This is a genomic window from Nocardioides sp. J9, assembly GCF_007829375.1.
Lineage (GTDB): Bacteria > Actinomycetota > Actinomycetes > Propionibacteriales > Nocardioidaceae > Nocardioides.
The window spans coordinates 42,484-56,076 of record NZ_VLJQ01000132.1 but is presented as its reverse complement, the minus strand read 5'-3'; the positions used below and the strand labels follow the sequence as shown (position 1 = coordinate 56,076).

Below are 13,593 nucleotides of genomic sequence, written 5' to 3'. Positions count from 1 at the left end.
CGCTCAGACGTAGCGCTCGAGGATCGTCGACTCCGCGAGCCGGCTCAGGCCCTCGCGGACGCTGCGGGCGCGCAGCTCGCCGACCCCCTCGACGGCCTGCAGGTCGTCGATGCCGGCGGAGAGCAGCTTCTGCAGGGTGCCGAAGTGGTCGACCAGACCCTCGACGACGTTGGCCGGGAGCCGCGGCACCTTGGTGAGCAGCCGGTAGCCACGGGGCGCGACGGCGCCGTCGAGGTGCTCGCCGGTGCCGATGCCGAGCACCTTCGCGACGGCGGACGGGTCGACGAGGTCGGTGGCGGAGAGCTGCTCCAGCTTGGACAGCAGCTCCTCCGGCTCGCGGCTGCGGCGCCGGGAGGGGACGTAGTCGCGGATGACCAGCTCGCGCTCGGTGTCGACGCCGGTCACCAGCTCCTCCAGCTGGAGGGCGAGCAGGCGGCCGTCGGTGCCGAGCTCGAGCACGTAGTCCTCGATCTCGCGGGCGATGCGGGTGACCATCTCGAGCCGCTGGGCGACGACGGCGACGTCGCGGACGGTGACGAGGTCCTCGATCTCGAGGGCGGACAGCGTGCTGGAGACCTCGTCGAGGCGCAGCTTGTAGCGCTCGAGGGTCGCGAGCGCCTGGTTGGCGCGGGACAGGATCTGGCCGGAGTCCTCGAGCACGTGGCGGGTCTCGCCGACGTACGCCGCGATGATCTGCATCGACTGCGAGACCGAGATGACCGGGTGTCCGGTCTGCTTGGCGACACGGTCGGCGGTGCGGTGGCGGGTGCCGGTCTCCTCGGAGGGGATCGACTGGTCCGGCATCAGGTGCACCGCGGCGCGGATGATCCGGGTGAGGCTCCCGTCGATGATGATCGCGCCGTCCATCTTGGCCAGCTCGCGCAGGCCGGTGGCCGTGAACGGCACGTCGAGCTCGAAGCCGCCGGTGCAGAGGCTGTCGACCAGCCGGTCCTGCCCGATGACGATGAGCGCGCCCGTACGCCCGCGCAGGATGCGCTCCAGGCCGTCGCGCAGCGGCGTGCCAGGGGCGATCCGCGCAAGGGTCTCGCGCAGTCGGGGATCGGCCGACGTGACCACTCGCGCTCCTCTCTCGCCGGGACGGACGCTCGTACCTTATCCGCGCACGGGGTCCGGGAGGCGCCGAACGTCCGGCGGTCTCGCAGGAGAAGGTGAAGAAATCGGCGTCGGGGCTGTCGGCCGGCCGGGATCGGCCCTCACTCCGCCCCGTCGACGACCTCCAGCGCGTGCTTGGTGCGGCGGTCGAGGTTGAGCAGGCGCAGGGCGGAGATCACGTCGGGCGCCTCGATCACCCGCATGCCCTCGACCTCCCGGTCCCGCGCGGGACGGCGGTCGCCAGCGGCCCGACCGGGGTCGGCCGGCACGACGGCCATCTCGAAGCCGAGCCGCGCGGCCTCGGCGATGCGCTGGGGCAGGTCGCGCACCCGGCGCAGCTCGCCCGACAGGCCGATCTCGCCCATCGCGACCACGCCCGCCGGCGGTGCGCTCACGAACGTCGAGGAGGCCAGTGCCACGGCCACGGCGAGGTCGCTGCCGGGGTCGGTGAGCCGGGCTCCGCCGACGGTGGAGGCGAACACGTCGTGCTGGTGCAGCTTGATGCCGCAGTGCTGCTGGAGGACGGCGAGGATCATCGCCAGCCGCGAGCCGTCGAGGCCCGACGTGGTGCGCCGCGGTCGCTCGGCGGGGGAGAGGGTGACCAGCGCCTGGACCTCGGCCAGCAGGGGGCGGCGGCCCTCCATGGTCACCGCGACGCAGGTGCCGGGGACCCGGCCGTGGTGGCGCTCGGTGAAGATCCCGGTGGGGTCCTCGACCGGACGGATGCCGTCGGGGCCGAGGTCGAAGCAGCCGACCTCGTCGACCGGGCCGAAGCGGTTCTTGACCGCCCGGACCATCCGGAAGCGGGAGTTGCGGTCGCCCTCGAAGTGCAGCACGACGTCGACGAGGTGCTCGAGCACGCGGGGTCCGGCGATCCCGCCGTCCTTGGTCACGTGGCCGATCATCACCACCGTGATGTCGCGGCTCTTGGCCATCCGCACCAGCGCCTGCGCGACCTCCTTGACCTGGGTGACGCCGCCGGGCACGCCGTCGACCTCGGCCGCGCCGATGGTCTGCACCGAGTCGATGACGATCATTGTCGGGCGGACCTGGTCGATGTGGGTCAGCACGGCGCCGAGGTCGGTCTCGGCAGCGAGGTAGAGCTCGTCGTGGATGCCGTCGGTCCGGTCGGCGCGCAGGCGGACCTGGGCGGCGGACTCCTCGCCGGTGACGTAGAGGGTGCGCACCGACCGCTTCGCCGTGCGCGCGGCGACCTCGAGCAGCAGCGTCGACTTGCCGACGCCCGGCTCGCCGGCGAGCAGCACCGCCGCGCCGGGGACGAAGCCGCCGCCGAGGACCCGGTCGAGCTCGGGCACCCCGGAGTGCTCGTGCACGGCGTGCTGGGCGGGCACCTGCCCGATCGGCACCGCCCTGCGGGTGACCGGGGCGGCCGACGTGCGGCTGCTGCCGGCCGTCGCCGCGGCGGCGACCTCCTCGACCGTCCCCCACGCCTGGCACTCGCCGCAGCGGCCGACCCACTTGGCGGTGGTCCAGCCGCACTCGCCGCAGCGGTAGTTCGAACGTGCTTTCGAAGAGGCCATGACCCTGACCGTAGGGCACGGCTCCGACAGATCCGTGGCAGGGCCCCGGCGTGGCAGGATCTCGGCTGTGGAGAACCCCCGCCCGCCGGCCACCCTGGCCGACGTCGCCGAACGTGCCGGTGTCTCCCGCCAGACCGTGTCCAACGCGATCAACAACCCGGACCTGCTCCGGGCCGACACGCTCGCCCGGGTCATGGAGGCGATCGAGGGACTCGGCTACACGCCCAACCAGGCGGCCCGCCACCTGCGTACCCGCACCTCGCGGCTGGTCGGCCTGCGCCTCATGCCCGCGCAGGAGTTCACCGCCAACATGGCCATGGACCGCTTCGTGCGTGCGCTCGTCGAGGCCGCCCGCGAGGTCGGCTACCACGTGCTGCTGTTCTCCGGCGGCCCCGTCGCCGAGGGCGAGGTCCCCGACCCCCTCGGCGGGTACGACGACCTGTTCCGCTCCACCTCCGTGGACGCCTTCGTCGTCACCGACACCTACCTGGGCAACCCGCAGACCGTCGAGCTCACCCGGCGACGGGCTCCGTTCGTGGCGTTCGGCCGCCCGTGGGACGACCCGGACGCGACGCACCCGTGGGTCGACGTCGACGGTGCGGCCGGTGTCGCGGCGGCCACCGACCACGTGCGGGAGCTCGGCCACGAGCGGATCGCCTGGCTCGGGTGGGAGCCCGGCTCGCGGATCGGCGAGGACCGGCGGGCCGGGTGGTACCGGTCGATGACCGGCCACGGCCTGGCCACCGCCGGGCTCGAGGCCGCGGTGCCGGACACCGTCGACGCCGGGCGCGGGGCGGCGGCCCGCCTGCTCGACGCGACCGGGCCGACGGCGTTCGTCTGCGCGTCGGACACCCTCGCCGTCGGCGTGCTGCACACGCTCCGCGACCGTGGGCTGCGCGCCGGGAGCGACGTGGCCGTCGTGGGCTTCGACGACTCCCAGGTCGCCCAGGTCATGGGCCTGACCTCGGTCCGCCAGCCGCTGGAGCAGGTGGCGGTCGAGCTGGTCGCTGCGCTCGTCGACGTGCTCTCGGCGACCGGTCGCCCGACACGCGAAGTCCTTCTCGCGCCGACCCTCGCCATCCGGCAGACCTCCGTGTGAGGATGTGCGGCGCAGGAAGACCTGCGCCACTTCTCGGGAGGATCCTCGATGTCCTTGTGTACCCGGCGGCTGCGTGCCGCCGCCCTCTCCGTCGCGACCGGCCTCACCGTGGCCGGCCTGGCGGTCACCACCAGCGGAGCCACCGCGGCCCCGGCTGACGAGCCGGTCTCGACCCCGGTCCCGATCAGCACCCCGGACGGGGTCGTGTCGTCGTACGTGCTCAACGCGAAGCACGCCAACCCGGGCCAGACCCGCCTGGTCGAGCGCGCGGTCCGGCAGGCCGGCGGCGTCGTCGTCCAGACCTGGCCCCAGGTCGGCGTCGTCGTCGCGCACAGCGACCGCGCCGCCTTCCGCGCTGACGTGCGCCGCGCCGCCGGCAACGCGCTCGAGTCCGTCGGCGCCACCCGCACCGTCCCGGTCAGCGAGGGCACGCCCGAGGGCGTGCAGGCGCCGTGGGGTCCCGGGAAGGGCCAGCTGCGCACGGCCGTCAAGGGCGCGAAGGCCGACCGCGCGCAGGACACCACCGGCACCGAGGCCACCCTCGCGGTCGTCCCCGACCCGCGTGAGTCCGAGCAGTGGGACCTCGCGATGATCAAGGCCGACCAGGCCCACGAGGTCACCGACGGCTCGCGCGACGTGCTCGTCGGCGTCCTCGACAGCGGCATCGACCCCGACCACCCGGACCTGGCCGCCAACATCGACGTGGCGAGCTCGGTCAACTGCTCCGACGCGGGCCGGCCCGACACCTCGGCGACCGGCTGGCACCCCACCACCAGTGACCACGGCACCCACGTCGCCGGCACCATCGGCGCCGCGCGCAACGGCACCGGCATCGTCGGTGTCGCGCCCGGCGTGCGGATGGCCTCGGTCAAGGTGGTCAACAACGACGGCTACATCTACCCGGAGTACGCCGTGTGCGGGTTCGTCTGGGCCGGCCAGCACGGCATGGACGTGACCAACAACAGCTACTACGTCGACCCGTTCGAGTTCTGGTGCAACGACCAGCCCGACCAGGCCGCCGCCATGGAGGCGGTACGCCGCGCGGTCGCCTGGGCCACCGACCAGGGCGTCGTCCACGCGGCTGCGGCCGGAAACTCGGCGTACGACCTGTCGAGCAAGACGACCAACAACAGCAGCCCGAACGACGGCACCCCCGTCGCCCGCACCATCAACAGCGGCTGCCGCGACATCCCGACGGAGCTCGACGGCGTCGTCACCGTCTCCTCGCTCGAGCGGTTCCCGGCCGGGTCCCTGGACAACCGGCTCTCGAGCTTCAGCAACCGCGGCCTCGGCGTCATCGACGTCGCCGCCCCGGGCTCACGGATCCTCTCGACCGTCGTGACCGGCAACGGGTACGGCCTGAAGTCCGGGACGTCGATGGCCTCGCCGCACGTCGCCGGCGTGCTGGCCCTGATGAAGTCGGTGCACCCGGGCTGGACACCGGAGCAGATGGTCGCCACGCTGCGCGCCCAGGCCGACGACCACGACTGCGTCGCGGCCACCGCCGGCGCGCCGTGCGTGGGCACCGCGGCGGAGAACAGCTACTACGGCGAGGGCGTGGTCGACGCGCTCGACGCCGTGCAGTGACCGTCGGTCCCTGCCCGGTCGCGGGCCTGCTGATCAGTAGGCCCGCGACCAGAGGTTGACCGCGTAGTCGACCTCGAGGCCCTCGTGGTGACGGATGATCTCGTCGGCGACGTCCGGCTTGAACTCGATCCGCACCACGGCCTCGAGGTCGGCGCGGTCCTCGAAGCGCCAGCCCATGTCGACGCGGTCGAGGGTCCACCCGCGCATGCTCCAGAACCGCTCGGTCTCCGCGGGCGGGTCCAGGTGCGGGAAGCCGCGGCGGAACCAGGCCCCGAAAGTCGAGCGTGACCCGTCGTTGTCGATGACCAGCGCGACGCCGCCGGGCCGCAGCACCCGCTCGAGCTCGGCGAGGCCGGGCTCGCAGCCCCGACCGAAGAAGTAGGCCCAGCGGGCGTGCACGACGTCGACGGAGGAGTCCGGCAGCGGCACCTCCTGCGCGGCGCCGACGCGCACCTCTGCGTTGGTGACGCCGCGTGAGCGCAGCCGGCGCTGGGCGAGCCGGGCCAGGCCGGGGTGCGGCTCGACGCCGACGACCGACGAGGCCTGCTCGGCGAAGCGGGGCAGGTGGAAACCGGTGCCGCAGCCGAGGTCGAGCACGACGCGACCGCTCCAGTCGGCGCGGGCCTCCATCGCGGCCCACAGCCGCCCGTCGGGGTCGGCGGCCCGGTTCTCGAGCTCGTAGGTCGCGGTGTGGTTCCAGATGTTCGGGCTGGGGATCGCTCCCCGGACCGGCTTCACCGCGGGTGGGTCAGATGCGGACGACGCCGTTGGGGGTGAGGACCTGGGCGGCGAGGATGCCGGGGGTGCCGTGCGGCGCCACCCACTCCACCTTCACGTCCTCCAGCGGCGCCTCGACGGTCTCGCCGAGCCACTCGCTGACCCGCTGCGGGTCGCCCGCGATCTCGATGCCCGCCAGCGACACGGTGCCGTCGGCGCCGTGCGAGGGGTGCAGGTCGACGTCGTCCCACTGCAGGAAGAACGGCAGCTGCGGGTCGGCGATGAGGCCGTTGATGCCGATCTGGCGCCAGCGCAGCTCCACGCCGTCGGGGCGGTGCCGCGAGCCGGGGACGGCCGGGCGGCCGAGGCGCTCCTCGATGACCGTGATGTCCGGGACGGCCACGGCCCAGCCGAGCCAGCCGCCGCCGAGCCCGGAGCGGGCCTTGACGGCCTGGCCGAAGGGCGCCTTGTCGGACGCCGGGTGGTCCAGCGCCTCGACGACCTCGATGTAGGTCTTGTCCGTCAGCGGGAGGATCATGTTGCGCGTCCCGAAGCGGGGGTGGACACCGCCGTCGGCGAACTCGCACCCGAGCGCAGAGCCCAGGCGCTCGGCCGTGCTCTCGAGTCCGTCGGGTCCGGCCGCGTAGGAGAGGTGGTCCAGGCGCATGTGGACATTCTGTGCTCATCGCGCCCGGAACGTGCATCCGGGGTGCTGGTCTCTTGACGTCGAGATGTGCCGACAGCGAGGAACCCGGCGACGGGGCGCGCCCCGACGGGCGCCGGCGCGCGTCAGCGCGGGTCGGCGGGGTGCAGCGCGAGGGCCGAGCGGGAGCGCAGGTGCGCCTCGCAGTGACGCACCAGCTCGTCGTACGCCTTGCGGCCGATGAGCTCGACCAGCTCCGGCTCGTTGGTGACGTAGAGCGGCTCGACGGCGACGTGCGCCTCGGTGTTGCCCGAGCAGTACCAGTCGAGGTCGTGGCCGCCCGGGCCCCAGCCCCGGCGGTCGTACTCGGTGATCGTCACCTCGACGTACGACGTGCCGTCCATCCGCTCGACCTCGCGGAAGGTACGACGGATCGGCAGCTGCCAGCACACGTCCGGCTTGGTCTCCAGCGGGTTGCGGCCCTGCTCGAGCGCGAGCGCGTGCAGCGCGCAGCCCGATCCGCCCTCGAAGCCGGGGCGGTTGGCGAACACGCACGAGCGCTGGCCGTCGACGACGTGCATGCGGGTCTTCCGCTCGCCGTCCTCGTCCTTCTCCACCCAGTCCTTGCGCTTCACCGGCCGGCCGGGGTGGGCCTGCCAGTGCGCGGGCGTGAGCTGCTGGACGTACGCCTCGACCCGGCGCTCGTCCTCCTTGTCGGCGAAGTGCGCGCCGAGCGTGCAGCAGCCGACGTCGGGGGAGTCGGCGTAGATGCCGGCACAACCGCTGCCGAAGATGCACGTGTAGGCCGACGTGAGCCACGTCAGGTCGGCCTTGATCACCTCGCCCTCGTCGGCGGGGTTGACGAATTCGACCCACGCACGGGGGAAGTCGAGCGACACCTCTGGCACCGGACCAATCTAGTCGAGCCCCCGCGTCACGCCGCATGCCCGCTCCCACCGGCGCTAGTACCGTGGACGCATGCGCCTGGGCGTCCTGGACATCGGCTCCAACACCGGCCACCTCCTCGTGGTCGATGCCCACGGCGGCGCAGCCCCGCTGCCGGCGTACTCCTACAAGGAGCCGCTGCGCCTCGCCGAGCACCTCGACGACGCCGGTGACGTGTCGTCGACGGGCGTCGCGGCGCTGTCCGCGTTCACCGCGAAGGCGCTGCGGGTCGCGGAGGAGAAGGGTTGCGAGGAGATGCTGCCGTTCGCGACCTCCGCGGTGCGCGACGCCGGCAACTCCGAGGACGTGCTGGCCCGCGTGCAGCGCGAGACCGGCGTGCAGATCGAGGTGCTGTCCGGCGAGGACGAGGCGCGCCTGACCTTCCTCGCCGTGCGCCGCTGGTTCGGCTGGTCCGCCGGCCGGCTCGCCGTCTTCGACATCGGCGGCGGCTCGCTCGAGATCGCCGCAGGCGCCGACGAGCGGCCCGACGTCGCCTGGTCCCTGCCGCTGGGTGCGGCCCGGCTGGCCCGGGCCGAGTTCGCCGAGCCGCTCGACGAGGAGCGGCTGCGCGCGATCCGCCGCCGGATCCGCACCGACATAGCCCGCGACGCCGGGCACCTCCTGCGCGCGGGGACCACCCACCGCGCCTCCGCCACGTCGAAGACCTTCCGCTCCCTCGCCCGGATCTGCGGCGCAGCACCGTCCGGCGACGGCCCGCTGGTGCCGCGGACCCTGCCGCTCGCCGAGCTGCGCGGCTGGATCCCCAAGCTGGTGGCGATGTCGCCGCAGGAGCTGGCCGACCTGCCCGGCGTCTCGCCCAGCCGCACGCACCAGATCGTGCCGGGCGCCCTGGTCGCCGAGGCGTGCATGGACATCTTCGACCTGCCCGAGCTCGAGATCTGCCCGTGGGCGCTGCGGGAGGGCGTCATCCTCGAGCGCATCGACCAGCTGAGCGTCACCGACGAGCCATGACCGCTGCCGCACGCCGCCCGCGGATCGGGCTGTCGACGAGCTCGGTCTACCCCGAGTCCACCGCGCACGCCTTCAGCTGGGCCGCCGAGGTCGGCTACGAGGCCGTCGAGGTGATGGTCGGCATCGACGCGCTTTCCCAGCAGGTCGACGCCGTGCGCCAGCTCTCCGAGCACCACCAGCTCCCGGTCAGCGCGGTCCACGCACCCTGCCTGCTCTTCACCCAACGGGTCTGGGGCGTCGAGCCGTGGGGCAAGCTCGAGCGGTCGGCCGCGATGGCCGGCGCGGTCGGCGCCGAGGTCGTCGTCGTGCACCCGCCGTTCCGCTGGCAGCGCGAGTACGCCCGCGACTTCGTCAACGGCATCGCGGCGCTCGAGGAGTCCTCGGGCATCGCCTTCGCCGTCGAGAACATGTACCCCTGGCGGACGTCCCGCCGGCAGATGCAGATGTACCAGCCGGGCTGGGACCCCTCCACCGAGCCCTACGCCAACGCCACGATCGACCTGTCCCACGCGGCGATCGCGCGCGACGACGTGGTCGCGATGGCCGAGCGGCTCGGCCCGCGCGGGAAGGCAGCGCACTGAACGAGGAGCCGCACGTCGCGGAGGAGCCCGGGGAGGGCAGCTCGGCCCGCGGCTGCGCCACGTCCACCTCACCGACGGCACCGACTCCGCGAAGGACGAGCACCTCGTCCCCGGGCGCGGCACCACCGGCGCGGCGGACTTCCTGCAGCACCTGGCGCGCACCGGGTTCGCCGGCGAGGTGGTCCTCGAGATCAACACCCGCCGCTGCACGACCCGCGAGGAGCGGGAGGCGGACCTGCGGGAGTCGCTGGAGTTCGCGATCGAGCACCTCACCGCCGGTGCCGCGGACACCGGGGAGCAGGTCGCCCGCCCCGCGCACGGAGCCTGAGGCTGGGGCCGGCGTGGAGGGAGCCGTCGTCACGACCATCGGCCTCCGCGTCGTACGCGGCGGGCGGGTGGTGCTCGACGGCCTCGACCTCGCCGTGGGTCCCGGCGTCACCGGGCTGCTCGGCCCGTCCGGGTGCGGCAAGTCGACGCTGCTGCGCAGCATCGTCGGCGTGCAGCGGGTCGCGGGCGGCAGCGTCACGGTGCTCGGCGAGCCTGCCGGGAGCGCGCCGCTGCGCGACCGGGTCGGCTACCAGACCCAGTCCTCCAGCGTGTACGACGACCTGACGGTCGCCGAGAACCTCCGCTTCTTCGCCCGGGTGCTCGGCCGGCCGGCCGGCAGCGTCGACGAGGCCGTGTCCGAGGTCGACCTCACCTCCCACCGTGACCACGTCGTCCACCGGCTCAGCGGCGGGCAGCGCTCCCGTGTCGGGCTGGCGGTCGCGCTGCTGGGACGACCGGACGTGCTGGTGCTCGACGAGCCGACCGTCGGGCTCGACCCGGTGCTGCGACGGGACCTGTGGGCGCTCTTCCACCGTGTCGCGGCGTCCGGCACGGCCGTGCTCGTCTCCAGCCACGTCATGGACGAGGCCGAGCGGTGCGACGAGCTGTTGCTGATGCGCGAGGGCCGGATCATCGCGCAGGGCACGCCGTCGGCGATCAAGGCACGGGTCGGCGCCAGCGACGTGGAGAGCGCGTTCCTGGCGCTCGTCGAGCGGGCGGGTGGTGCGCGGTGACACCACGGATCACGCTCGCCGTCGCCGCCCGGGTGCTCACGCAGCTGCGCCGCGACCACCGCACGCTGGCGATGCTGCTGGTGCTGCCGTGCCTGCTGCAGGCGCTGCTGTGGTGGATCTTCGAGGCGACGCCGCTGGTGTTCGACCGGATCGGCCCGGCCCTGCTGGCGATCTTCCCGTTCTTCGTGATGTTCCTGGTCACCAGCATCACCACCCTGCGCGAGCGGTCGAGCGGCACGCTGGAGCGGTTGTTCACCATGCCGATGGGTCGCCTCGACCTGCTCGGCGGCTACGCCCTGGCCTTCGGCGCGGTCGCCGCCCTGCAGGCCGCGATCGCCGCCACGGTGGCGCTCACGCTGCTCGACCTCGACGTCCGCGGCCCGGCGGTGCTGCTGGGGGTGGTGGGCGTCGCCGACGCCGTGCTGGGCACGGCGCTCGGGTTGTTCGTCTCGGCGTTCGCGCGCACCGAGTTCCAGGCCGTGCAGTTCCTGCCGGCGGTCGTGGTCCCGCAGATCCTGCTCTGCGGGCTGCTCGTCCCGCGGGAGGACCTCCCGCGGGTGCTCGAGGTGGTCTCGGACGTGATGCCGCTGTCCTGGGCGGTCGACGCGATGGAGCAGCTGGCGACGACCAGCGCCACCGGGCAGGTGTGGCGCGACATCGGTGTCGTCGCCGCCTTCGCCGTCGCGGCACTCGCCCTCGGGGCGGCGACCCTGCGACGTCGTACCGAGTGACCGGGAGGTGCGGAACCCCCGTAGATTCGGGGACATGAGACCTGTGCGCAGTGCCCTGCGGGCGCTGTCGCGCAGCGCCGTCGCGGAGTCCGTCGCCTCCGCGGTGCCCGTCCCGGCGCCCGTCGTGCGAGCGTTCGTGCCGGCCGCGGACGTCAGGCAGGCGGTCGCCGTGGCCGGGCAGCTCGCTGCCGACGGCCTCGCCTGTACCGTCGCGCACCTCGGCCGCGACGCGCGGGACGAGGCCGGGTCGAGGGCGGTCGCGCAGGAACACCGGGTGCTGCTGGACCGCGTCGCCGACGCCGGCCTCGGTGCGCAGGTCGACGTCGTCCTGCGGCCGGCGGCGGTCGGGCTGCACCTCCCGGGCGGCGAGGCGCTGGCCCTCACCCACGCCCGCCAGGTCTGCCGGACCGCGGCCCGTGCCGGGGTCACGGTCACCCTCGACTCGGAGGACCACGCCTCGACGGACGTCGTGCTCGCGCTTCTCGGCGCCCTTCGCGCCGACTTCCCGGACACCGGGGTCGTGCTGCGCGCGCACCTGCGGCGTACCGAGGACGACTGCCGCGCGCTCGCCGGTGCCGGCAGCACCGACCCCGCCGAGCTCGATCGGGCGTGGGTGCGGNCGCGCCGACTTCCCGGACACCGGGGTCGTGCTGCGCAGCCGCGTCCTGCTCGCCAAGGGCGCCCGCGACGAGCCGGCCGACGTCGCGATCACCGACCCCGCCGAGCTCGATCGGGCGTGGGTGCGGTGTCTCAAGGTGCTCCTCGACGGCGGGGGCCACCCGGTCGTCGCCACCCACGACCCGCGTCTGGTCGAGATCGCCATCGCCCTCGCCAGCCGCTACGGCCGCGCGCCCGGCACCTACGACCTGCAGCTGCCCTACGACGCCCGACCGGCCGAGGTGCGCCGGCTGGTCGCGACCGGGGAGCGGGTCCGGGTCCACCTCCCGTGGGGACCGCAGTGGTACGGCCACGTCGCCCGACGACTGGCGGAGCATCCCCGGAACCTGTCACCCTTCCTGACGTCCCTGGTCCCCAAGAAGTGAGTGAGTTGCCGCAGTGAGCAAGCGCACCGCCGTCATCGGTGCTGGCGTGATGGGGGAGACCCTCCTCTCCGGCCTGATCCGCGCCGGCCGCAGCGCCGACGACCTCGTCGTCGTCGAGAAGCGCGCCGAGCGCGCCGCCGAGCTGGTCGAGAAGTACGGCGTGCCGGTGGTCCCCGACGTCGCCGCCGCTGCCGAGGCCGACACCGTGCTCCTGGTCGTCAAGCCACAGGACATGGCCGACGTGCTCGGCGAGATCGGCCCCGCGCTGCGCCCCGGCCAGCTGATCGTCTCGCTCGCCGCGGGCATCACCACCTCCTTCATCGAGTCGCACGTCCCGTCCGGGATCGCGGTCGTCCGGGTCATGCCGAACACCCCCGCCCTCGTCGACGAGGGCATGGCCGCCATCTCGCCCGGCTCCCACTGCGAGGACCACCACCTCGCCGAGGCCGAGGCGCTGATGAGCTCGGTCGGCCGCGTCGTACGGGTGCCGGAGAAGCAGCAGGACGCGGTCACCGCGATCAGCGGCTCCGGCCCGGCCTACGTCTTCTTCGTCGTCGAGGCGATGATCGAGGCCGGCGTGCACCTCGGCCTGCCGCGCACCACCGCGCACGAGCTGGCCGTGCAGACCCTCGTCGGGTCCGCGGCGATGCTGCGCGAGACCAACGAGCACCCCGCCGTGCTCCGTGAGCAGGTCACCTCGCCGGGCGGTACGACGGCCGCCGCGCTGCGCGAGCTCGAGGTGCACCGCGTGCGCGCGGCCTTCCTCGCCGCGCTCGAGGCCGCCCGGGACCGCTCCGCCGAGCTCGGCTCCTGAGTCCCCGCCCCGGCGGCGACCGGGGTCAGCTCGCCGCTGCGGCGGGCCAGTCGAGCTCGGCCAGCCCGCGCAGCGCGACCACGCCCGGCACCGCCCGGCGGCCGCTGTAGCGCCCGTAGCGGTCCAGCAGGCGCGCCTGCAGGCCGGCGTCACGCGCCCCGACGACGTCGTGGCGCAGCGAGTCGCCGACCATCAGTGTCCGCGCCGGCGCCGACCCCAGCCGCTCGCACGCGGCGAGGTAGGAGCGCGGGTCCGGCTTCGCCGCCGGCAGGCCGGAGGACGCGAACACCGGCACGTCGGGGCGCAGCAGGCCGGTGCGGCGCAGCTTCTCGGTCTGGATCGCCTGGTCGCCGTTGGTGAGGATGCCGACCGGCACCCCGGCCCGCAGCGCCCGCTCGATCGTGGCCGCCGCGTCGTCGAACGCCCGCCACGCCGCCTGGTAGCAGCCCAGGAAGCCCGCGAACACGTCGTCGGCCAGCGCGTCGTCGGCGAGGTCCCACCCCGGCAGGAACTCGCGGATCCGCACCCGGCGCTGCTCGAGGTACGTCAGCTCCCGCCGCTGGGCGCGCTCGTAGTGCCGCGCCTCCAGCACGAACCACCGCTCGACGAGCTCCTCCAGCTGCGCCGGCGTCTCCGCCAGGCCCAGCCCGCTGAGCCACGTGCGCACGCCGCGCTCGGCCGCGCCACGGTGGTCCACCAGCGTGTCGTCCAGGTCGAGGAGCAGGGCCTGGATCGTCATGGCGAGC

15 protein-coding genes are annotated in these 13,593 nt (G+C 73.9%); 9 read left to right on the top strand and 6 right to left on the bottom strand.

What is annotated here, in order from left to right; genetic code table 11:
* Nucleotides 1-3: 3 nt before the first annotated feature.
* Nucleotides 4-1,077, bottom strand: coding sequence for a DNA integrity scanning diadenylate cyclase DisA (gene disA, locus L615_RS21960; RefSeq protein ID WP_028655571.1), 1,074 nt, complete (start codon nt 1,075-1,077; stop codon nt 4-6).
* Between the two features lie 137 nt (nt 1,078-1,214).
* Complete coding sequence (gene radA, locus L615_RS21955) at nt 1,215-2,654, bottom strand: DNA repair protein RadA (RefSeq protein ID WP_145726468.1); 1,440 nt, start codon at nt 2,652-2,654, stop codon at nt 1,215-1,217.
* A gap of 67 nt (nt 2,655-2,721) precedes the next feature.
* On the opposite strand from radA, the gene L615_RS21950 reads away from it, so the two are divergent.
* Together L615_RS21950 and L615_RS21945 are read left to right on the top strand one after the other, a co-directional pair.
* Nucleotides 2,722-3,753 carry a LacI family DNA-binding transcriptional regulator gene (locus L615_RS21950; RefSeq protein ID WP_232221753.1) on the top strand — a complete coding sequence of 344 codons (1,032 nt, stop codon included), beginning with the start codon at nt 2,722-2,724 and terminating at the stop codon, nt 3,751-3,753.
* 48 nt (nt 3,754-3,801) lie between these two features.
* Nucleotides 3,802-5,340 (top strand): S8 family serine peptidase, encoded by a 1,539-nt coding sequence (locus tag L615_RS21945; RefSeq protein WP_028655574.1) that lies wholly within the window; start codon nt 3,802-3,804, stop codon nt 5,338-5,340.
* 33 nt (nt 5,341-5,373) lie between these two features.
* On the opposite strand, the gene L615_RS21940 is transcribed toward L615_RS21945, so the two are convergent.
* The 3 genes from L615_RS21940 to L615_RS21930 form a co-directional block, all read right to left on the bottom strand.
* The gene (locus tag L615_RS21940) at nt 5,374-6,078 is read right to left on the bottom strand and encodes a class I SAM-dependent methyltransferase (RefSeq protein ID WP_028655575.1); all 705 of its coding nucleotides are present in this window, start codon (nt 6,076-6,078) and stop codon (nt 5,374-5,376) included.
* A gap of 10 nt (nt 6,079-6,088) precedes the next feature.
* Nucleotides 6,089-6,724 (bottom strand): VOC family protein, encoded by a 636-nt coding sequence (locus tag L615_RS21935; RefSeq protein ID WP_028655576.1) that lies wholly within the window; start codon nt 6,722-6,724, stop codon nt 6,089-6,091.
* 122 nt (nt 6,725-6,846) lie between these two features.
* A complete protein-coding gene (locus tag L615_RS21930) occupies nt 6,847-7,608 on the bottom strand; it encodes a hypothetical protein (RefSeq protein WP_145726467.1) in 762 nt (253 codons plus the stop codon).
* Nucleotides 7,609-7,678: 70 nt separating this feature from the next.
* On the opposite strand from L615_RS21930, the gene L615_RS21925 reads away from it, so the two are divergent.
* From L615_RS21925 to proC, 7 genes are all read left to right on the top strand, one after another.
* Nucleotides 7,679-8,617 carry a Ppx/GppA family phosphatase gene (locus L615_RS21925; RefSeq protein WP_145726466.1) on the top strand — a complete coding sequence of 313 codons (939 nt, stop codon included), beginning with the start codon at nt 7,679-7,681 and terminating at the stop codon, nt 8,615-8,617.
* Nucleotides 8,614-9,198 carry a sugar phosphate isomerase/epimerase gene (locus L615_RS24795; RefSeq protein WP_396954781.1) on the top strand — a complete coding sequence of 195 codons (585 nt, stop codon included), beginning with the start codon at nt 8,614-8,616 and terminating at the stop codon, nt 9,196-9,198. The genes L615_RS21925 and L615_RS24795 overlap by 4 nt, the downstream gene beginning before the upstream one ends.
* Before the next feature lie 52 nt (nt 9,199-9,250).
* A complete protein-coding gene (locus tag L615_RS24790; protein ID WP_396954783.1) occupies nt 9,251-9,526 on the top strand; it encodes a TIM barrel protein in 276 nt (91 codons plus the stop codon).
* Between the two features lie 13 nt (nt 9,527-9,539).
* Complete coding sequence (locus tag L615_RS21915) at nt 9,540-10,259, top strand: ABC transporter ATP-binding protein (RefSeq protein WP_145726465.1); 720 nt, start codon at nt 9,540-9,542, stop codon at nt 10,257-10,259.
* Nucleotides 10,256-10,990, top strand: a complete 735-nt coding sequence (locus L615_RS21910) for an ABC transporter permease (protein WP_145726464.1) — start codon at nt 10,256-10,258, stop codon at nt 10,988-10,990. Before L615_RS21915 ends, L615_RS21910 begins: the two co-directional genes overlap by 4 nt.
* A 647-nt stretch (nt 10,991-11,637) precedes the next feature.
* Complete coding sequence (locus L615_RS21905; RefSeq protein ID WP_145726463.1) at nt 11,638-12,033, top strand: hypothetical protein; 396 nt, start codon at nt 11,638-11,640, stop codon at nt 12,031-12,033.
* A 13-nt stretch (nt 12,034-12,046) separates the two neighbouring features.
* Nucleotides 12,047-12,847, top strand: coding sequence for a pyrroline-5-carboxylate reductase (gene proC / locus L615_RS21900; protein ID WP_028655583.1), 801 nt, complete (start codon nt 12,047-12,049; stop codon nt 12,845-12,847).
* 25 nt (nt 12,848-12,872) lie between these two features.
* Here the strand turns inward: proC and L615_RS21895 are convergent.
* Nucleotides 12,873-13,593, bottom strand: a 721-nt coding sequence (locus tag L615_RS21895) for an HAD family hydrolase (RefSeq protein ID WP_222430660.1), incomplete at its 5' end; no start/stop codon positions are given.